Source organism: Aneurinibacillus danicus, assembly GCF_007991215.1.
GTDB classification, from domain to species: domain Bacteria; phylum Bacillota; class Bacilli; order Aneurinibacillales; family Aneurinibacillaceae; genus Aneurinibacillus; species Aneurinibacillus danicus.
In genome coordinates, this window is record NZ_BJXX01000133.1 from 1 (window position 1) to 20,246 (window position 20,246).

Annotated in this window: 24 protein-coding genes and 1 pseudogene; 11 read left to right on the forward strand and 14 right to left on the reverse strand. The window is 44.4% G+C overall.

The annotated features are described in order from the left end of the window. Positions 1 to 50: 50 nt before the first annotated feature. From ADA01nite_RS14430 to ADA01nite_RS14450, 5 genes are all read right to left on the reverse strand, one after another. Positions 51 to 416, reverse strand: a complete 366-nt coding sequence (locus ADA01nite_RS14430) for an aspartyl protease family protein (RefSeq protein ID WP_146810983.1) — start codon at positions 414 to 416, stop codon at positions 51 to 53. Continuing rightward, positions 397 to 663, reverse strand: coding sequence for a hypothetical protein (locus ADA01nite_RS14435; protein ID WP_146810984.1), 267 nt, complete (start codon positions 661 to 663; stop codon positions 397 to 399). Before ADA01nite_RS14435 ends, ADA01nite_RS14430 begins: the two co-directional genes overlap by 20 nt. Positions 664 to 889: 226 nt before the next feature. After that, positions 890 to 1,093 (reverse strand): cold shock domain-containing protein, encoded by a 204-nt coding sequence (locus tag ADA01nite_RS14440; protein ID WP_146810985.1) that lies wholly within the window; start codon positions 1,091 to 1,093, stop codon positions 890 to 892. 372 nt (positions 1,094 to 1,465) lie between these two features. Then, on the reverse strand, positions 1,466 to 2,608 hold the full coding sequence (locus tag ADA01nite_RS14445; protein WP_146810986.1) for a toxic anion resistance protein: 1,143 nt from the start codon (positions 2,606 to 2,608) through the stop codon (positions 1,466 to 1,468). 133 nt (positions 2,609 to 2,741) lie between these two features. Next, on the reverse strand, positions 2,742 to 4,469 hold the full coding sequence (locus ADA01nite_RS14450) for an S-layer homology domain-containing protein (protein WP_146810987.1): 1,728 nt from the start codon (positions 4,467 to 4,469) through the stop codon (positions 2,742 to 2,744). Positions 4,470 to 4,738: 269 nt separating this feature from the next. Between ADA01nite_RS14450 and ADA01nite_RS14455 the strand changes: the two genes are divergently transcribed. Further along, positions 4,739 to 5,923: a DUF1343 domain-containing protein gene (locus ADA01nite_RS14455; protein WP_146810988.1), complete on the forward strand. Its 1,185-nt coding sequence runs from the start codon at positions 4,739 to 4,741 to the stop codon at positions 5,921 to 5,923. A 236-nt stretch (positions 5,924 to 6,159) separates the two neighbouring features. On the opposite strand, the gene hemQ is transcribed toward ADA01nite_RS14455, so the two are convergent. The 4 genes from hemQ to ADA01nite_RS14475 all read right to left on the reverse strand — a co-directional run bounded on the left by hemQ (position 6,160) and on the right by ADA01nite_RS14475 (position 10,362). Continuing rightward, positions 6,160 to 6,903, reverse strand: a complete 744-nt coding sequence (gene hemQ / locus ADA01nite_RS14460) for a hydrogen peroxide-dependent heme synthase (RefSeq protein ID WP_146810989.1) — start codon at positions 6,901 to 6,903, stop codon at positions 6,160 to 6,162. A 133-nt stretch (positions 6,904 to 7,036) separates the two neighbouring features. Continuing rightward, positions 7,037 to 7,732, reverse strand: coding sequence for a phosphatase PAP2 family protein (locus ADA01nite_RS14465; protein ID WP_146810990.1), 696 nt, complete (start codon positions 7,730 to 7,732; stop codon positions 7,037 to 7,039). A 63-nt stretch (positions 7,733 to 7,795) separates the two neighbouring features. Continuing rightward, positions 7,796 to 9,619, reverse strand: coding sequence for a peptidoglycan D,D-transpeptidase FtsI family protein (locus ADA01nite_RS14470; protein ID WP_146810991.1), 1,824 nt, complete (start codon positions 9,617 to 9,619; stop codon positions 7,796 to 7,798). Positions 9,620 to 9,771: 152 nt separating this feature from the next. Next, entirely contained in the window at positions 9,772 to 10,362 is a 591-nt protein-coding gene (locus ADA01nite_RS14475) for a hypothetical protein (protein ID WP_146810992.1), read from the reverse strand. Positions 10,363 to 10,645: 283 nt separating this feature from the next. Here ADA01nite_RS14475 and ADA01nite_RS14480 point away from each other — a divergent pair, with 283 nt between their 5' ends. The 10 genes and pseudogenes from ADA01nite_RS14480 to ADA01nite_RS14525 all read left to right on the forward strand — a co-directional run bounded on the left by ADA01nite_RS14480 (position 10,646) and on the right by ADA01nite_RS14525 (position 15,482). After that, complete coding sequence (locus ADA01nite_RS14480; RefSeq protein ID WP_146810993.1) at positions 10,646 to 10,867, forward strand: spore germination protein; 222 nt, start codon at positions 10,646 to 10,648, stop codon at positions 10,865 to 10,867. Positions 10,868 to 10,960: 93 nt separating this feature from the next. Further along, positions 10,961 to 11,146 (forward strand): spore germination protein GerPD, encoded by a 186-nt coding sequence (locus tag ADA01nite_RS14485; protein WP_146810994.1) that lies wholly within the window; start codon positions 10,961 to 10,963, stop codon positions 11,144 to 11,146. Then, on the forward strand, positions 11,143 to 11,532 hold the full coding sequence (locus ADA01nite_RS14490) for a spore germination protein GerPE (protein WP_146810995.1): 390 nt from the start codon (positions 11,143 to 11,145) through the stop codon (positions 11,530 to 11,532). Before ADA01nite_RS14485 ends, ADA01nite_RS14490 begins: the two co-directional genes overlap by 4 nt. Before the next feature lie 175 nt (positions 11,533 to 11,707). Further along, positions 11,708 to 11,929, forward strand: a complete 222-nt coding sequence (locus ADA01nite_RS14495; protein ID WP_146810996.1) for a spore germination protein — start codon at positions 11,708 to 11,710, stop codon at positions 11,927 to 11,929. Between the two features lie 18 nt (positions 11,930 to 11,947). Beyond that, on the forward strand, positions 11,948 to 12,166 hold the full coding sequence (locus ADA01nite_RS14500; RefSeq protein ID WP_146810997.1) for a spore germination protein GerPB: 219 nt from the start codon (positions 11,948 to 11,950) through the stop codon (positions 12,164 to 12,166). 85 nt (positions 12,167 to 12,251) lie between these two features. Further along, complete coding sequence (gene gerPC / locus ADA01nite_RS14505) at positions 12,252 to 12,989, forward strand: spore germination protein GerPC (RefSeq protein ID WP_146810998.1); 738 nt, start codon at positions 12,252 to 12,254, stop codon at positions 12,987 to 12,989. Next, a pseudogene (locus tag ADA01nite_RS14510) lies at positions 12,989 to 13,166 on the forward strand (spore germination protein GerPD). Before gerPC ends, ADA01nite_RS14510 begins: the two are co-directional and overlap by 1 nt. Positions 13,167 to 13,307: 141 nt before the next feature. Further along, entirely contained in the window at positions 13,308 to 13,538 is a 231-nt protein-coding gene (locus tag ADA01nite_RS14515; RefSeq protein ID WP_146810999.1) for a spore germination protein, read from the forward strand. A 362-nt stretch (positions 13,539 to 13,900) separates the two neighbouring features. Next, complete coding sequence (locus ADA01nite_RS14520; protein WP_146811000.1) at positions 13,901 to 14,692, forward strand: HAD hydrolase family protein; 792 nt, start codon at positions 13,901 to 13,903, stop codon at positions 14,690 to 14,692. A gap of 97 nt (positions 14,693 to 14,789) precedes the next feature. Further along, entirely contained in the window at positions 14,790 to 15,482 is a 693-nt protein-coding gene (locus ADA01nite_RS14525) for a M24 family metallopeptidase (RefSeq protein ID WP_146811001.1), read from the forward strand. Positions 15,483 to 15,629: 147 nt separating this feature from the next. On the opposite strand, the gene udk is transcribed toward ADA01nite_RS14525, so the two are convergent. The 5 genes from udk to mltG all read right to left on the reverse strand — a co-directional run bounded on the left by udk (position 15,630) and on the right by mltG (position 20,243). Further along, positions 15,630 to 16,253, reverse strand: coding sequence for a uridine kinase (gene udk, locus ADA01nite_RS14530; RefSeq protein ID WP_174760617.1), 624 nt, complete (start codon positions 16,251 to 16,253; stop codon positions 15,630 to 15,632). Between the two features lie 3 nt (positions 16,254 to 16,256). After that, on the reverse strand, positions 16,257 to 17,561 hold the full coding sequence (locus ADA01nite_RS14535; protein WP_146811023.1) for a peptidase U32 family protein: 1,305 nt from the start codon (positions 17,559 to 17,561) through the stop codon (positions 16,257 to 16,259). Positions 17,562 to 17,575: 14 nt separating this feature from the next. Next, positions 17,576 to 18,502: a peptidase U32 family protein gene (locus ADA01nite_RS14540; protein WP_146811003.1), complete on the reverse strand. Its 927-nt coding sequence runs from the start codon at positions 18,500 to 18,502 to the stop codon at positions 17,576 to 17,578. Further along, positions 18,499 to 19,140, reverse strand: a complete 642-nt coding sequence (locus ADA01nite_RS14545) for an O-methyltransferase (RefSeq protein WP_146811004.1) — start codon at positions 19,138 to 19,140, stop codon at positions 18,499 to 18,501. Before ADA01nite_RS14545 ends, ADA01nite_RS14540 begins: the two co-directional genes overlap by 4 nt. Before the next feature lie 62 nt (positions 19,141 to 19,202). Further along, the gene (gene mltG / locus ADA01nite_RS14550) at positions 19,203 to 20,243 is read right to left on the reverse strand and encodes an endolytic transglycosylase MltG (RefSeq protein WP_146811005.1); all 1,041 of its coding nucleotides are present in this window, start codon (positions 20,241 to 20,243) and stop codon (positions 19,203 to 19,205) included. Positions 20,244 to 20,246 lie beyond the last annotated feature (3 nt).

Below are 20,246 nucleotides of genomic sequence, written 5' to 3' on the forward strand. Positions count from 1 at the left end.
AATAGTATAAATTTTTTTGAAAAATATTAAGAAAAAAATGCCAAACTAAACTAAAGGGCTGCTGCACTTAGTAAAACAACACCCCATTGGCTTAATAAGCTATAAATGATGCCGTTGATTCCAAACCCTTTATCTAAATCACCGAAATCAATGGGAAAGTTACCAGCCTTAAATGATGCAAACTCAATTTCATCTACCACCTTGCGGAACGAGTACTCTTCTCCACCGATCCCGTACATCACGTTAATCTCATCGTCCGCCGTAGCAAAAATCCCCAGGTCAAATACCGCATCAGCAGAAATAATGGTGCGAGCAGCTCCTGTGTCTACGATTACATGCTCAAGTTTTGCGGTTTTCCCTTGATATGTAATCGTAAAAGACACATGTAGCAAACCATCAGTGTACTCCACTTTCATTCGGAGCCTTCCTTCTGATATTCGGTTTACGAATAATCTCCATTACAATAGAAGGCTTGGACGTATGATAAACAAAACGGTCTCCTTTCGCCTTTAATAATTCCTTTGTCGCTTCCCGCTCATCTTCCAACGGACGAATAATCGCTACCTCTTCTATATACTTCTTATCCGCTTCAACATGCGATTTCAGACTCTGAAGTAAGACAAATTGGTTCGGATAAATTTCCTGAACTTTTTCCCAGCGCATACTTGAACCCCCTGTCCGTGGTTTTATCTTTATTTTACCCTGCAAGCTGTCAGTATCCAAGCATGCTTGTCCTTTTATTTATTCTAACCAAGGCCGCCACACGCCCCGCACGTTTTTCCGCGATTACAGTGGAGGAAAAGTATATGCTGCTTTATCACTGTAAAGCAACATATACTTTCCTATACAGCAAAAAAGCCGCCTTATTTGGCAGCTTTCCCGATAAGAATTACAGCTTTACAACATTCTCAGCTTGAGGACCGCGATTTCCCTGCACAATGCTGAATTGAACGCGCTGTCCCTCTTCCAAGGATTTAAATCCTTCACCTGTAATTGCGCTGAAATGAACGAAAACGTCGTTCCCGTCTGCAACTTCAATAAATCCGAATCCTTTTTCCGCATTAAACCACTTAACTGTTCCTGTTGTTTGCATAAAAAACCTCCAGTAAAAAATTATAATATGTTACTTCTATTTACGTAGTAAATAAAAAATCCACATATTATAAAGAATATCAACAAAGCAGAAGCAATAATTCTTTATAATATGTGAATTATGAACTTCATATTCAAATTAATTGTTCAGTCGGCAATCAACCGCAACAAAAGGAAAAGATATGCCTAAATTTTTGAAAGCTCAAAACAACGGAAGCCCTACCTCTCTTCCATCCTTACGGCTCCGATGACCGTGCCAGTGTGAATTGTGTTGCCAAAAATAAAAGCTCGTACTTAGTATCATCGATTTTCTGCAAATCTATACATGGAAAAAGCCGGAGTGCAAAACATTCCGGCTTTTCGCTTAAGTTTATCAGCGATTTTGACGCTGTACGGCAAGCGCGGTCAACTTTTCTTTTAGTTCCTGCTGCATCTTGTTGATTTCCACTTCTGCCAGACGGCGTTTTTCACGGCCCTGCCGCTGGATAGACAATGTCTCTTCGAGTGTCTCTATCAAGTTTGCCTGCGTTTTCTTCAGCGTGTCGACATCTACGATGCCCCGCTCGTTCTCTTTGGCAATGCCGATCGAGTTCATTTTCAATAACTCCGAATTCTTCAACAGCAGCTCATTCGTCGTATCCGCCACCTGCTTCTGTACATCAAGCGCCTGCTTCTGACGGTGCAATCCAATAGCGATGACCAGTTGGTTTTTCCAGAGCGGCACGGTAGTAAGAATCGAGGATTGAATCTTCTCGACAAGCACCTGGTTATTGTTCTGTACCAGACGGATTTGTGGTGCGGATTGAATGGTGACGGTACGGGTCAGCACAAGATCGTGGATCTTTTTCTCCAGCCGGTTAATGAGCTGTCCCATGTCATTCAATTCCTGCACATCAGCCGGGTCCTGCGATGCTTCCGCTTTTCGTTTAAGCTCAGGCATGACTTCCTGTTCGAGTTCTTCCAGCTTCAGCCGACCGGCTGCAATGTACAAGTCAAGCTGTCGTACAAACTCCCTGTTTTTCTCATACAACGTGTCCAACAAAGAGATGTCTTTCAACAGTTGGGCATTTGCCCGGTCCAACTGTCTCGTAATCGTCTCGATTTGCGTCCCTATCTTCTCATACTGAGCCATGAATTTCTTGCCGGAATTCATAAATGAGCCAAGCACCGGCACTTTGGATAGGAAGCTGCCTTTTTTACCCGATAAAGTTTCCGTATCGACTTCTTTCACCTTTAACATAAGATCCGTCAGAGCCTGTCCGACTTCGCCGCTGTCTTTAGCCCGTACATAGTCGAGCACCGTATCGGAGAAACGCGAAATCTCCCCTTGCAAACCCACACCGTATTGCAGCACAGTACCGCTGTCTTTGACTTCAATCTGCCGTGCAAGCTCACGTACCCGTTTACGGTCTTCTTCCGATAGTCTTGATATATCCACGCGTTCCGCTTCCGTCACAGGTGTTTCGGTCAGCGAAAGCGGGTCTGTGTTTCCATGATTGTTTAGAAAGGCATCCATATCCATCGCCTCCTGCTTCTGGTATATACCATACTAGCTTTGTTATTTTAAACGGAACAGCTTCAAAAAAGTTTCTCTTCTTCTTACAGTATATACAAAAAAGAGCCGGAATGTGGCTCTTTTCCTAGTATTGTTAATACGGTTTGTAAATCGCATTGATCATTACGGCTGCGGCGCCCCTGATTAACAGTGCACGCGGTTTAAATGTATTATCCGGCTCCCCTGTAATAATTCCTCCCTTTACGGCCGCTCCAACCATCTCCTTGTTCTGAATGGATGATGTGTCCGTAAACGTTAAGGCGCTCGCGTCCGGTGTAAGTTTTAGAGCCCTCGCAATCATAACGGCTGCCTCTTCCCTCGTAATAAATTTGCCGGGCAGGAAGCGGTCTCCGCTATAGTCGCTTGAGGTAATAATACCATTCTGGACAGCGGCTGCAATGTAAGGAGCAGACCAGCGCTCTGTCTGCACGTCACTAAATCCCGTTGTACCGCTGCCTATTTCATACTTCTGGGCATTCACCAGCATAACGATAAATTCTTCCCTTGTCATCAGCTTTTCTGGTTTGAACAGTCCGCCTGCAAATCCGCGGACCACTCCGTAAGAAGCCAACCTCTCCACGGCACTCTTGGCCCAGTGATTATTTACGTCCGTGAAAGTGACCGGATTCCATGTTGCGACGGGTGGCTGCCATGTTGAAGAAGGCGGCTGCCATGTCGTTTGCGATGGTAGGGTACTCTCGGATGGAAGCGAGAATGTTTCGATATATTTGCCGTCGATATATAGATAGTATTCTGTGCCGCGCTCTAGATTATAAAAAGTCGTTTTTTTCTCGCTCGTCCGTTTCGAGTCGACCTGGGAACCGTTCTTTTTCAGCACGGCTTCTACCGTCCCGTTTGTGCCGCTCCAGGAGACATCGACGGAACGGTTGGACGTATTTTTTGTAATGACAACATTATAAGCAGCTCGATTTTTTTCTGTGGTAAAAGAAGCCATGTAGCGTCCGTCTATATAAATAGAATACTCAGTGTCAGGCGACAGACCGCTGAAGGATGTATTTTCGTTTGCCCATTTACTGCTGACGTTGCTGCCGCTGCTGCGCTTGCGCAACTCGACGTAGACATTGCGCGATGTGCCGCGCCAGGAGATGTCGACATGCGTATCGCTTTTGCCGTCGATTCTAAAGTCACGGACGTAGCTATCAGAGTAACGATCATCGTAATAGTCATCGTAATAGTACCATCTTCCGTCATAGTAGTAACGATCGCCGTAATTATCATTTGTTGTAAATTTTACTATAGATTGATTATCAATAAACACTTCATACTCTGTGTTTGGAGATAAATTAGAAACATATAAGGAGCGACTGCTGACAACACCTGAATATGGTGATGTTCCACCATTGGTTGGTTTTACTTCTACATAGACAGGGCCAGTGGTTCCTAGCCAGGAAAACTCTGCACCGGTATATGTAATCCTATTAAACATGAAGTCACGAACTGTGCCCCCATTGGACAATACAGTCACATCAACCCTAATTGTATCCCCTGTAGTAGACGTCGCCAATGGATACGCTGTTCCTGTTAAAGTAGTAGAGCCGGGTTTTTTACCGTAAATTTTATAGTCGCTTCCACTGGCAACATTCCTGGGGTCTGTATTCCAAATAATACGGTTATAAGTGGGCTGTGAAGAAGGGAGTGTAATTGTGGTTTCTTCGCCCGTACGCAAAGAAGTAATAGCATTAGCGGTAACATTCGCCGCCTCCGCAACCTCTATCCCTATCACCTGCGGTAACCCTGGCACTGCACCCGAAGATGCGAGGGACACGGCAAGCAGCCCCGTAAGCAAAACTCTCTTTTTCATTTTCTCTCTCCTTTGCTAACTTTCTTACCTTGTATGTATAGGTGTTTATACTCAATATTTTCCTTCTTAATTATATATCGGAACAAAAGAATCAGGTATATGCAGGTATAAAGATAAATAAAACGAAATTTTTCTTTATTTTTCCTTATTGCACAACCATCTCCCTTCTTCGGCGTCCATTTATATAGGACAAATTTCTAAGGAAACGAGACAGACATCCTGCTGCGACATCCACCTGTTTTGTTTACCGCATCAAGGGAGAGAATACGATGAAAAAATTCTTATCGCTCCTGCTGACATTCGTGCTGGCGGGTAGTATGCTTACGCTGCCGGCACAGGCAAAAGCGAGCAATTTCAAATTGGGGAACGAAGTGCTGCTTGAGAAGTACGCCCACCTGATTGACGGAAAACGCATCGGTCTGGTCACTAACCAGACGGGAGTCAACAGCCAGGGGAAAAGCACCATTTCCGTACTTGCGGAATATCCGAACATTAAGCTGACTGCGCTATACAGCCCGGAGCACGGCATCGACGGCAAAGCCAAAGCCGGTGCCTATGTGGAATCGACCTTCCATCCGACACTGGGTATTCCAATCTACAGTTTATACGGAAAAACGAGAATGCCATCGGCAAAGATGCTGGCGAATATCGATGTTCTCGTGTTCGATATGCAGGACATCGGAGCCCGCTCCTATACATACATGTCCACCTTAAACTACTGCATGGTCGCCGCAAAACAGAACAACAAGCCTATTGTTGTGCTGGACAGGCCGAATCCGCTGGGCGGGCTGATCGTGGATGGCCCGGTGCTTGAGGATAAATACAAATCGTTCGTCGGGGTGGACAACCTGCCGATGACGCACGGCATGACCGCAGGAGAGCTGGCGCGATTCTTCAACCGTAAGATCGGCGCGAACCTGCAGGTAGTCCCTATGGAAGGATATACACGGAGCATGATTTATCAGGATACCGGTCTTAGCTGGGTGCAAAGTTCTCCGCTTATGCCTGATTTACAGTCGGTATTCGGCTACAACGCGACAGGACTCGGAGAAGGAACGGGAATTTTCCAGGCAGACGCGTTCAAATGGATCGGGGGCAAAGGTATCGATCCAAAAAAGTATGCGGCGCTGTTAAACAATGCGAAGCTTCCGGGTGTCACTTTCATTCCGGAAAAACGCGGCTCTGCCGGCGGGGTTCGTCTTAAAATCACCAACTATCGAACATTTAATCCGGCCAAAACCGGTATTTATGCCCTCGCATACGCCCGCTCGCTGAACAAGTTCAAAGTACCGAAAAGCGGAAAGACAATTGTCATGTTCGATAAAATCATGGGTACAAACAAAATTGGCCTTTATCTTTCCCAGGGACTCAGCCCTAAACAGATTGAAGCCAAATACGCTCCGGCGCTCAACAAGTTTAAACAGGAGCGCAAGAAATATCTCATATATCCCTAATACAAACAAAACCGCCATGGCTTTTTAGCTGCAACCCCGATATGAAAATGAGGAGAAGGGCAACTGACTTTTGCGGTAGGAGGGAAAAGAGAACAAAGAAATGATTTTAATGTCGAAAAAGGCGCACGCCTTTTTCTTCCCTGGATCTTCTTTCCTCTTCTCTCTCCTTCTTTCCTCATGATTTTCACAGAAAAAGAGGAGCTGCTGCGCTCCTCTTTTTCTATACCTATATACTGTTATACCGCAAAGTACTCATCCAGGCGTTCTTCTGTCATACGGTTGCCGACGATGAATGTGCCGAATTCTCCGAAACGCGCGCTTACTTCGTCAAAGCGCATCTCGTATACGAGCTTCTTAAACACGATCGGATCATCTGCAAACAGGGTTACCCCCCACTCCCAATCATCGAGGCCAACAGAGCCGGTAATAATCTGCGTTACGCGTCCCGAATAGCTTCGGCCAATCATGCCGTGGCTGTACATCATGCCGCGACGCTCTTCCATCGACAGCATATACCAGTTATCGTTGCCTTCCCGCTTTTTGTTCATCGGATAGAAGCAAACATGTTTCGTTTTCGGCAGCGCCGGTTTCAGACGCGCCTGAATGGCCGGGTCTTCTTCCGGATTCTCAGCCTGGGATGCATAGTTACTTAGCTCAACAACAGACACGTAGGAATAGTTCTGCATTGTATACATCGCAAACAGCGTCTTATTGAACTCCGCTTCTACCGCTTCCAATTCTTCCAGTGTCGGACGCAGGTGCATGAATCCGATATCGGCTTTATGTCCGACAACGGTAAAAACAGCGCTGCTTCCCTGTTTGCCGGCTTCAACATCCGACCACTTGTTCATAAACGCTTTTAATTCTTCAAGCGCTTGCCGGCGTTCGGTTTCCGGCGCGCTTGTCCACGCCGTCCAGTCGATGGAACGAAAATCATGCAGGGCAAACCATCCTTCGAGCGTATTTACTGCTTCACTCATGATTCGTCAACTCCTTATCGGTGCTCCCAATATGTACTTGCTTCTCTTACCATTCACCATTATAACAGAAACTTCGGTAAAAAAATCACATTCACATATATTTAAAAAACGGCGAAAAACCTGAGGGAACGGACTACTCCGCTACTCTTTTATACTTGTCAACATACCAATGCAGCAGATGAAGACCGAGAATACACGCGATTAGCCACACGCCGCCAATCGTAAATCCGGCAATAACATCGCTTGCATAGTGTACCCCCAGATAAATTCGGCTGCATCCAATGACTACGGCGAGAATCCCGAGAAACACAGGTGCCACCCAGCGCCCAATTCCATACTCTTTGAGATAGTACCAGGCTAAATATCCAAGCATGCCGTAAAAAATAAACGAGACCATGGCATGACCGCTCGGGAAGCTATATCCGCCGACATCCACAAGGTGTTCCAAAGGCGGCCGATCCCTTCGAAACAGCATTTTTAGGAAGTAATTAAACAAACCGCCTCCGCCAAGCGCAAGCGTCAGCATACATGCCTCAATTCTCTGCTTTTGCCAAATCAGCACACCCAGGATAAAGGCAAAAATGGGAACAACCCAGGTGACTGAACCCATATGGGTCAGAAAAATAACATCTGCCGTAAATGTATCGCTGTGAAGACGATGAAATATATCGTATACCGCTTTATCAAACCAATCTATCTCTTGTTCCAGCACTTCATCGATAATCATGGCAGATGCGAACAACAACAGAAACGCCATGAAGAACCCCGTCATTAAAATCATACCGATACTGCCGGACGGACGGAGCCTGTTAAGAAGCTGATAAAACATTTCTCTCACCTCTCCTCATCCCTTTTCGTTAACTATACGAGATAAAACGATGGACAAGAACCTCTATCTCATCCTCTCTTCGCTTGCGGTTGTAGCTGCTTTCTCAGCCTGCGCAAGCCCGCTCACGAATGAGCCAAACAATTGGGTCGCATGGTTCACTCCCGTGGTAGGCTGCTCTTCCGCCAGAACGGCGATTGCATAACGCGGGTTCTCGCGCGGTACGTAGCCAACAAACCATTGATTGTTCATTGCCATCCCCCGTACAGTCGTCTGTGCCGTTCCGCTTTTCCCGGCCGATTTCCACGGCAATTTTTTCAGCATAGCCGCCGTTCCGTCGTCGACAACCTTCTCCATGAATTGCCGCAATATCCGCGCCGTCTCCGCTGAAATGTCTGTGCTGTCTAACGGCCGGTCTTCAAATCTGTAAAATGTAGTTCCGTTCTGATAGTTAATGGACTGGACAGTACGCACTTTCTGTTTTTTACCTCCGTCTGCAATAATCGCCGCCATATTGGCGGCCTGAAGCGGGGTCAATTGCACGTCCCGCTGACCGATGCCGGTCTGAATGAGAATCCCTTCGTCATGCCTGGGCACGCCTTGAGCGAATACGCGCCCCCTATCCTCACCGTCGAGCTGCTGAAACTTCCCCAGCTTGTAGAACGGCATCTTCTCCCAGCCAATCTGCTGATTTAACCCCAATTTAACCGCATAGTACTGCAGCTTTTCCGGTCCTACCTTTTTGGCGATTTCCGCAAACGCGATATTGCATGACTCGGCAAACGCCTGTTCAAACGTAAGGTTGCCATGTCCTTCTTCCTTCCAGCAGGAGAAGCCATACTTGCCAAGTTTACCATGACAGGTAAAATGATCGTCCGGCTTAACCAACCCCTCTTCGAGCGCCGCGGCCGCCACGACGATTTTGAATATGGAACCCGGGACGGCCTGCTTAATAGCCCGGTTCTTCCAGGCATCCGTCGTCGGATCGGGCCGCGCCGGATCGAAGTCCGGACGCGAAACCATCGCCAGGACGTCGCGCGTCTCTACATCAAGCACAACCGCGGCACCTTTTTTTATAGGAGACGCGTCGAAAGCATCTTCAAGCTGTTTTTGAACCCTTGCATCAAGAGTCGTCACCAATGTGAGCGGATAAAAAGAATTTTCCGCTTCTTTCAACCGTACGTCAAGTCCATTTAGCGGATTCCCGCGTCCATCTACGAAGTATGAAACCGATTTTTCGCCGACACCGGCAAGAAACGGCTGAAATGAACGCTCAAGTCCTGCGACACCGACCTTGCTGGACGGGTGCAGCAGGCCGGACTCCAAATCATCCTGATATTTCTCTTGAATGAGTTTGGCATTCTGACCGATATATCCGATTAGATGATGGGCCAGCATATCTTTTGGATACCGCGTTGTCACCGGCAGCGGCATCACGCCGGAAATGTTGAGTTCCTGGATCTGCCGTGCCTGGTCCTGGCGCAGCGAAATGATGCTTCCGTCCCTGTTCTTCCAGAATCCGGCATGTTTTACGCTTGAAAGCAACAGGCGCGTTTCTTCTTTTGTAATACCCAATACTTGTCCCAATTTATCGATTTTCTCATTATCATCAAGCGAGTAGCGAACAAGCGGGAAAATCGCCAGACCCGTCTGCTCTTCTCCGGTCAGCGGTACGCCCCGGCGATCGTAAATCATGCCGCGTCCGGTATCGAGTACAATCTTCTCACGGCGCTGCGCCACGGACCGCTCCACCAGGTTCACCTTGTGAGGCGAGAATGAATGCGTATCTACCACCTGAATCCAGGCAAGCCGTGTGATGATTCCTGTATATAAAAAGGTAAACAATAGCAAAACAATAAACATCCGCCGTTTTTTCCGATTCAGCGACATGCTGCAAAGCCCCTTTCCCAAAGCAGTAAACTAGACTATCTATCCAGTTTTGCCGCGTCAATCAGGGCTTAAACATATAAAGAACGACATAAAAACAGGCCGCGAATTAGTTGGAAGAACAACCAATTCGCGGCCTGCTTACCGATATGAAATCACTTTTGCTTTTTGGCTTTTACTATTTTAGACTTTAAATTTTCCAAATTCTCACCTTTCACTTCAATATTTCCCCAACCTACACGCTTAGTTACATATTTCATAGCATGTAACTTCCCGTTAATATTTTTCAATCTTCCCTGAGGACCTCCCAAGATCGCATAAGTTCCATTATCGTTTTTACGTGCGAAAATTACATACTCTTCGCCAGGTACGAGAAGCGGATCATCTTCCAGCTCCATCTTAATCTTCTCTCCGTTTACTTCTGTTAAACCACCGGTTTGAGTAATAGAGATTTTCTGACCTTTTTCACTATTAATAATTGGTTTTACAACTGTTGCCTCAAAATCAGACATTGGAATATGATCAACTGACTTCTCGCTTATTTTCTCGCCAACAGTCACTAAAGCAACTAAGTCACTATCCTGAGCAAGCTCCTCTATACTACCGTAACTATAATTCCAGCTCGCATGGCTATAAACAGTTTTAATTTCCGGGCTTTGTATAGAAGAATACGCTACTCCAGCTCCTGAAACAACTCCAACAGCTAGAATTGCTGCACCCAATTTCTTTCTTGATTTTTTAATCACTTCATTCCCACCTCTATTAAAGTTTTAGGCTATTATGGATAAATAGCTTTTATTCCGTTACTGTCATCTGTTTGTGGAGTGGTCAAACCATACGTACCATAGCGGCTGTTTGTACCAAATGTAGCTGGATTCATAGTTACCTTTATTACCATTTACTTTGCGGGTGGTGTCAGCTTCGCCGGTACTACCCCAGTTAAGCGAACCAACTGAATTGAATAATGAACCTCTGGGTGAATGTCATCATATCATATATTATTAACTACTTTACAAAGGATGGTTGTTTATGCCTTCAATCGTTGGAGTTATAAATATAGTGAGCGTTGATCACAGTTCAATAATCAACTTTGCCGATGCTGTTACTCTTGCTCCCAAAAGCACTTCACAAACGTTTGCTGGAGCAGGTTCCTTCAATACCGCTGATAATATGAAATTCTCTAGTGGGCCTAGCGAAACGAATACTAACGAAATCCATTTTTCAGATGGAAATATTGCAGGTATAGTGTAACAAAGAAATAACAGTTACAAAATTAAGAAAAGCTATTCGAACTGGTAGTAAAAGTTATTTTAGTACATTGTTAGAAGGAGAGAATATGTTTTAATGAAGATGAGTGTAACTAACAAAGAAATCTCAGTTGGGAATATTTATATTCAAGGTGTTTCGGAATCGTCTGTCTTCTTGGTGGGTGATACTAAGGTAATCACTTGTTCTTCTGTTTCTGATACTCCTCCCGAATCTGAACCAACGGCTCCTCCATCAAGAAAAACAAGAGGCCGTAAGTTATGAACGCAAGAATATCTGTTGTTAAAAATATTAAGGTTCTTAGTGTTTCAGAAAGTTCTATTGTTCATGTAGGAGATGCTATCAATGTAAAACCTCGTTCAAAATCAATCGAGGTAGAACGTGGGCTTCCTTCCTTTATTGAAAATGAAGTGAATTTTTCTGACTATCCACCATTTAACAAACCTATTCCTCAACCTATTGTTCAAGAGGACGTTCAAATGGTTGTGAAAAACGAGTCTCCATGGATTAAAGTAAATCAAGTTAACATTCTTGGTATTGCTGACTCCTCTGTTTTTCAAGTTGGTTCTAACAAGTTAATTGATACAGAATCCCGAAAAAAACAAATTCACCAATTGCTACACAATCAAGACCCTAAAGCTAATCCTTAGTACTTGATTCATTAAAACACATGGAATATGGACGTTACAGAGCGCATGTGAACAGTTCGTATACGGAAAAGAAATATAAAACAACAGGTTGAACTAACTGAATTGAATTATGAACTTGTAGGCGAATGTCATCATACTTATATATTATTAAATACTTTATAAAGGATGGATATATATGCCTTCAATCGTTGGATCTATAAATACAGTAAGCATGGATCACGGTGCAGTGGTCAACCTTAATGAGTCTGTTATTCTTTCCCCTAAAAGTACTTCAAAAACTTTTGCCGGTGCTGGTTCCTTTAATACGGGTGATTTTCCACATACCAATAATGGTTTTAGTACAACAAATACTTATGATCCTGATATTGCAGATGCAAATGCCATGGGTTCCTTGTGAATCAGGTAAGTGGAGGGGATGATTATAGCTAATCTAACTGTTCATCAAAGTATTGTTATTCATAACTTCCGGGTAAATAGTATTACTAGTTCATCAGTTCTGCAAATTGGAAGTGCGGGCATAATTAAACCTTTATCTAACTTATATAATACCGGAGCATTTACTGGTCCCGCCCCTGAATCTGGGCAACCTCAGCAATTACAAGGCCCTTTCGTACCATTAGCACCCCCAACGTGATAATTTTCATAATAAGTAATCTTGTTGTGGGCTAACACCTATCTATTTATTTGCATAGGATAGCAGAAAAAGGGGGGGCAGTTGTATGTACCATCAGGATATACAATCATTTTTGCAACAAATATATAATTACATGAATTGGCACACTGAAAAAATAAACAATTTGGAAACGGCCCTTCAGCAATTACAGGAAGAAATTTCTTTAAAACAACAAGAACCAATAAATCAACTCGATATGAGGATGCAGCAGTTCCGGGACGAAGTTGTTTCAAAACAGCAAATGTCAATCAATCAACTATCAACGATAGTACAGCAGCTGCAATCTGAAATCAGTTCATTGAAAAAACAACATCCGGTAATCGTAGAAAAAATGGAGTACAAATTTGACCAATTAAAGGTTGAAACATTAGAAGGGACTTTAAACATTGGCATTACACCCAATGGCTTTGGAGAAATCGAAGAATTTTCCACCAACGATCAAACTGTGGAAGACATGCCGATCTATCCTCAACATTCGCGATTCCAGCAGATAAAAAATCATATTGATAACTATTTACATTCGGAGCTTCCTAAAGAAATCAGGGTTATGGAAAGAAGACAAAAATATAAGGTGAATGAGGAATTTCGTCAATTTATAATTGAAGATATTAAAAAACAGGTAGATCAGCGTATTCACCATTATCTTAATCAAATGAACACAGATGCAACGGATAATGATTCAGGAACTATAGAGCAAACAGTCATTAAAAAAGTAAAAAAAGACATTCGGAGCGGTATTGAAAGTTATTTGAATAAATTATCACGAGAAGAGAAGAGTTCTTGATAAATATGAATGTGGTTAATAAAAAAATTTCAGTTAAAGACATTCGGATTATCGGAGTTTTCAGCCCCGCCGTTTTTTTTAATAGGTGATATTCAGGTGATTACCTGTTCTTCTATTTTTGATACACCACCGGAATCACTTATAATTGGTCCGCTAGTTCCTCTACCAACGGAGTAAAGAGGAGAGGCATGTAAACAGTTCATATACGGAAAAGAAATACAAAACAACAGGTTGAACTAACTGAATTGAATTATGAACTTGTAGGTGAATGTCATCATACTTATATATTATTAAATACTTTATAAAGGATGGATATACATGCCTTCAATCGTTGGATCTATAAATATAGTAAGCATGGATCACAGTGCAGTGGTCAACCTTAATGAGTCTGTTATTCTTTCCCCTAAAAGCACTTCAAAATCATCTAACGGATCAGGTACTGGTAATACGGCCAATTTTATGAAATTCATTAATATTAGTCCTAATGCAACAAATACTAACGAGCCCCATATATCAGATCAAAATATTGCAGATGCAGATATAGGGTAACAAAAGTAAGAAGAGGTATTCGAAATGGTAAAGGTACTATCCCATCACCATCAAGCCAAGATAAATTCATATCATAAAGTAAAAAAATCAGCTATTCTTTCTATAAAATACTGTAGAAAGAATGGCTTTTTTATGCCTCATCAGGATCTATGATTATTGAGATTACCGATGATTTATCAAATAGTAACAGTGGCTCTGAAACCAGAGCGGCTTTTTTGTTGAATAAAAGCGCAGGTAATATAGTTATTCATAATAAGATGTTAAATAATTACAGATGATGAAAAGTATATCAGGCTACCTGCCTTGAAATAGTAATAAAACGAAGTAAAGAAGAGCCAGGTGGTTACAAAGGAGATGAGAAATTGGTAAAAAAACGATTTCCCCTTTTCTTTTTCTTTATTCTATGGGGATTCACAATAACGAAAGTCTATTCAAAAACAAAACAAGGAATCCCTGTTCTTATGTACCACCATATTTTACAAACACATGAAAAGAAGAAGTTTGGAAAACATGCACCCATTATTACTTCAGAGATGTTTGCTGAACAAATGAAATTGTTACACGAGCATGGATACATAACGGTCTCCTTAGAACAGCTGGAACAGTTCGTAGAGGGGAAAGCTATGCTTCCAAGAAACAGTGTAGTCATTACATTTGATGACGGTTATTTACGTAATTTTACATACGCCTATCCGATTTTAAAAAAATACAACTACAAAACAACGATTTTTACGATTACAGGAAATATGAATGTAGATCCACATAAGTTGGCTAACCGTGTAGAAATTGATCAAATTGAATCTTTCATTAAAATTGTTGTGTTATCTTGCAATAACTTTGAAGAATTATCTAAAAGAATAACACAGTTAGATGTCACCATTCATTATCATTCTGCTGAAGATATTTTAGATATAACATATAAAGAGGTGAATAAAATGGCGGCCCTGGAGCAATCAGGTCTCTCTCTAGAGACGTTTATTTGCTTTGGAAATGACATGAATGATCTCCCGTTATTTCAAAAAGCTCACCATTCAGTAGTAATCGGTGAATATGAACCTCTTCTTATGATAGCGAAAGACCAAATTTCAGTTGATGAACAAGTCGAAAAAAATATTATATCTAAACTACAAGAGCTTAGTACAATATTTGGTTAAAAGAGCAACTTCATGATTTATCCCCTTTACCTAAAATTATTAATTTTCGTATAATAAAATTTCACAATATATTATTATTGAGAGGTGGGAGGAAGTTTTGAATCAATTTCTAGAGAAGAGACACTCAGCCTTACGAGATGCTGAAAGGAAGGCGGAAGAGCTATTCAAAGCGATTGAAGAAAAAGGGATACTACGTGGCGGTGTAACCGAAAAACAAATCAATCGAGAAATTTATGAGTTGGCCTTTCAAATGTTCGGAATTAAGAAATATTGGCATAAACGCATTGTGCGAGCTGGAAGGAACACATTATATCCTTATAGAGAAAATCCACCAGATTTAACCGTGTCGAAGGAAGATATTATCTTTCTTGACTTTGGTCCCATCTTTGAAGACTGGGAAGCTGATTTCGGACGGACATACGTTCTTGGAGAAGATCCAATCAAAATAAAGCTACGTAATGATATTGAACAGGCTTGGGAAGAGGGAAAAGCCTTCTTTCAATCCATGCCTAATATCACAGGTAGTGAACTCTTCGCATTTGTTTGTGATCTTGCAAAAAAGTATGGATGGGAATATGGAGGTCCGCACGCCGGTCATCTCATTGGTGAGTTCCCTCACGAACAAGTTCAAGGAGAAGAAATTGAGAACTATATTCATCCTGATAATGAAGTTCCTATGAGAGAACCTGATAAGAACGGTCAACCACGGGATTGGATTCTGGAGATACATTTTATTGATCGGGAACTGGAAATCGGCGGTTTCTTTGAACAGTTATTAACAGTTGAATAGATTGTATAGTAGGGTCCGGGTAGAAAAGGGTAAGACCACTCTAAGATAAAAAGACGATTTCTGTAACAAAAATGCTCGATTTTGTTTGGACCGGCAGGAGCAGCAAAAAAGCGCCAATCTCTCTGGCAGAGAGTTCGGCGCTTGCATCTATAGCGACTTTAATACAGTATTGATTTTTGTCGTTAACAAATCAATGGCCACACGGTTCTGACCGCCTTCCGGAACAATGATATCGGCGTAGCGCTTGGTCGGCTCGATGAACTGCATATGCATGGGCCGCACTACAGTGAGATACTGCTCCACGACCGACTCCATCGTGCGTCCGCGCTCCGCGATGTCGCGCAGCATCCGGCGGATAATCCGCACATCGGCATCCGTATCGACAAACACTTTAATGTCCATCAAATCACGCAGGCGTTCATCCTCAAGAATTAAAATTCCTTCAAGAATAATAACATCCTTCGGATCGATCCGTACCGTTTCTTCCGCCCGGGTATGCAGCTTATAATCATACGTCGGCTTCTCAATCGATTCACGGCGGCGCAGACGTTCTAAGTGTTCAATAAGCAAGTCATTATCGAACGCCAGCGGATGGTCATAGTTCGTTTTTATCCGCTCTTCAAAAGTTAGGTCAGATTGGTCCTTATAGTACGCATCCTGTTCAATCATCACGACGCTCATATCTTCGAACTGGCGGTAAATCTCGCGGGCGACCGTTGTCTTGCCGGAGCCGGTGCCACCCGCCACGCCTATAATAATCGGAACTGCCATCAGTTATTTCTTCTCCTTGCGCATCATATCATGCTCGGCAACCGGCCGGTCAACGCGCACTTTCACAATTTGCATGGCATGCGGTGCAGAAGTGATGGGTTCGCCCTTCTCGTTCCACATCTCGCCTACGGTCTGCGCGAAACGATCCAGCGTCGGACCGAAGAACTCCACCGTGTCACCTGCACTGAATTTATTGCGCTGCTGCAGCGTTGCGATGCCGCTCTCCGCGTCATAATCCAGCACCAATCCGGCAAATTCGTATTCCGGCATATCTTCATTTTCGCCGTACAGCTGGTCTTGTTCCGTCGGCATGCCATAGAAGAACCCGGTCGTCAGTGAACGGTGGGACGCTTTGCGAATCTCTTCCATCCATTCCGGATTCAACTTATAGTTATCCGGGTCGGCACAGTATGCATCTACCGCACGGCGGTACTGATTGGTGACCGTCGCCACGTAGTGAATACTTTTCATGCGCCCTTCGATTTTAAAGCTGTCTACGCCTGCATCGATCATATCCGGCAGGAAACCGAGCATACACATATCTTTTGAACTCATCGTAAATTGCGGATCCTGCTCGCCGAACATCGGGAGCGCTTTTTTGCCAATTTGCTCGATTTCCGCTTCATCCTGCGGTAATTCTTCAAACATATCATACTGCCAGCGACAGGACTGGGAACAGCCTCCGCGATTTGAATCACGTGCGGTAAAATGGTTGGACAGCACACAGCGCCCGGAATAGGAAATGCACATCGCTCCGTGTACAAACGCTTCGATTTCAATGTCTACATGCTTCTTGATTTCGCGGATTTCCCGGATGGAAACTTCGCGCGCCAGCACAACGCGGCTCACGCCCTCTTCTTTCCAGAATTGCACCGTCTGCCAGTTCGTCGTCGATGCCTGAGTGCTCAGGTGAAGTTCCAAATCCGGTGCTGCCTGCTTCGTGCGTTCAATCAACGCCGGATCAGCGACAATAATGGCATCGATGCCGGAACGCTGCAAATTACGCATGAAATCATCCACCTGATGCAGGTCTTCATTGTGCGCGATAATATTGGTCGCCACAAACACCTTGGAACCGTGCGCATGGGCGAATTCTGTCGCTTCTTTCATCTCATCGAACGAGAAGTTATCCGCATTGGCACGCAGGCCCAGACTCTGACCGCCGATATATACCGCATCCGCACCATAGCGCACCGCGAACTTCAGCTTCTCCAGGTTACCCGCCGGAGCCAGCACCTCGGGCTTTTGTAGAATCGGACCACGCGGTTTTAAAATCTTTTTATCGGAAATGACGTTTATGTCCGCCATCATTCATCACCTCATTAATAAACTTGCTCTTTAAAGAAGAATCCTGTCGTCAGATCACGGTGAGACGGCTGGATGCTCCGCAGCTCATCCATAAGTCCGTCCACCATCCCGCGGAATTTATCCGGACTTTCCGCATAAGCATCGATTGCCCGGCGGTAAATCGAAGTCACTTTCACATTATAGTTTGTGTCTTTCATGATGCCTTCAATTTTAAAACTGTCAATCTCCGCATCCATCAGTTCATCCAGATATTCCAGAATGCAAATATCTTCCGCGCTCATGATATGCGTCCCGTTCCGATCTTCAAAGATTGGGTACTGCAAGTCTTCCCGCTTTTCTTCCGTAATGAACAGCTTTCGGTCCATGCCGGTCGTTTTTGGTTCCTGACCTTTGAATTTCTCATAGTTGGTCACCAGATTGCGGCGGGAGTGGAAGATACAGGTCATTCCGTGCACCTGCACCTGAATTTCTACTTCAGCGTTTTCTTTAATTTCCATAATCGCGTCCATGTTTAACTCACGGGCAACAAATGCGCGCGTCGCCCCCTTCCTGCCCCAGTAATTCATCGTCTCGTAATTAGTGGTCAGCACTTCGGCGTTCCAGTGAAGCGGTAGCTTAAGTCCAATCTGACGCGCAATCATTACGACAGCCGTATCACCGAACACAATAGCATCTACGCCAATCTTCTCGAGCGCCTTCAGGTATTCCGGCAATCCTTTCAAATCATCGTTATGGAATAACGCGTTGACGGATACATACACTTTCGCGCTTCGCGCGTGCGCTATCTTGACCGCCCGGCGAATGTCTTCCAGCTCAAAGTTGCCCGCGACCCGCAGGCCGTATCGCTCGTGTCCGATGCTTACCGCATCCGCTCCGGCTTCGATAACCTGAGTAAGCTCGTCCAAATTGGCAGCGGTGCAGAGCAATTCCGGTTTTTTCACTTTACTTCCCTCCGTTTTATGCATAAGGCCAGCCCGTCCCCGATGGAGACGAACGACGTCTCAAACGCCGGATGTTCGGCTAAAAATTGATTAAAGGCGCGCAGCTTTTGTATCATGCCACGCCTCTTCTTCGGAACCTCTTCTTCGGCGACCATGCCGCGGAAAAAGACGTTATCGCAAATCAGCAGTCCGCCTTCCACCAGATACGGCGCATATTGGTCAAAAAATACCTGGTATTGCCCTTTGGCCGCATCTAAAAAGATGCAATCAAACGCATGCTCACCAGATAGCCCCTCCCGCGCATCCTGATGCAGTACGGTAACCCTGTCGCTTATGCCTGCTTCGGCGAAATTCCGCTGCGCACGCTCGACCATTTCTTCTGAAATCTCAATGGATGTAATGTGCGCATCCGGCGCCGCCTGCGCAAGCCAAATCGTCGAGTACCCAATCGCCATTCCCACTTCAAGAATCCGCTTAGGCCTGTGCACCATCAGCAAAAAGCGGAGCAGTTGGATACTGGGAAGCTGGATAATCGGGATATGTTCCGCTTCGGCCTCTCGCTCCATACGCGTAAGCAGTTCAGAACGCTCAGGTATGAGCGATACCATATAGCGCTCAATATGGTCTGAGGTTATCATCTTGTTTACACCTCGTTCTTTTTCATAAACTTCTCCATAATAGCATATCCACGGTGCAAAATCTATTTCTGATTTCCTTTGCTTTTATCGATGTTTCTTAAATGTTCCTGATACGTAGCCGCGAAATAATGCTGACCGGTTCCGTCCTTTTTGGTCACGTAGAATAAGTAGCTGTGCTTCTCGGCATTAGCCACGGCTTCAAGCGCTGCTTTGCCTGGACTCGCAATCGGTCCCGGCGGCAATCCTTTCACTTTATATGTGTTATACGGACTGTCCTGTTCCAAATCGCTGTACATCACACGATCCTTCTGCTTGGCGAACAAATACTGCACCGTTGCGTCCGCCTGCAGCGGCATCTGTTTGGCGAGACGATTGTAATAGACACCGGCCACCTTCTGGCGTTCATCCTCGGAGCGCACTTCACGCTCGACTATCGAGGCCAGCGTTACCGCCTGATGTTTGTTCAGGTTATGCTGTTTCACTTTGCCGTCCCATTCTTTGTTCCACACTTCTTCAAAGCGTTCCAGCATCCGTTCGATAATCTGGTGCTCGTTCGCTCCCTTTTTAAACTCGTACGTATCCGGGAACAAATAGCCTTCCAGACGGTACTTAATGCGCTTATCCGCCGGGATGCTTTTTACGACTTCCTGCGGAAACTTGCCTGTGTTTACTTCCTTTAAGAACCTGTCTTTCTTCACAAGCCCTTTTTGCTCCAGGCGGGTAGCGATCTGCTCTATTGTATATCCTTCCGGAATCGTCACAGTAATGGTATCTTTATAAATGTCCCCGCTGGACAATTTCTCAATGAGTTCACCAATGGATTGTCCTGCGGTCAGTTGATACTTACCTGCTTTAATGTCGGATCCGATTCCTTTCATTTTTACATACAGGGAAAAGAGCCGCGCGTCTTTGATTAGCTCATTTTCCTCCAAAATTTTTCCGACTTTGCTTATGGATGAGTTGGGCGGAATTTCGACGATTTTCTGCTGGCCGTTCTCACTTGCTACCGGCTGCAGACCTTTCCAGATATAATATGAGACTCCGCCTACCCCAAGGGCAAACAGAAGCAGAATGGCTAAAGCAAATGTAATGGTTTTTCGCATCTC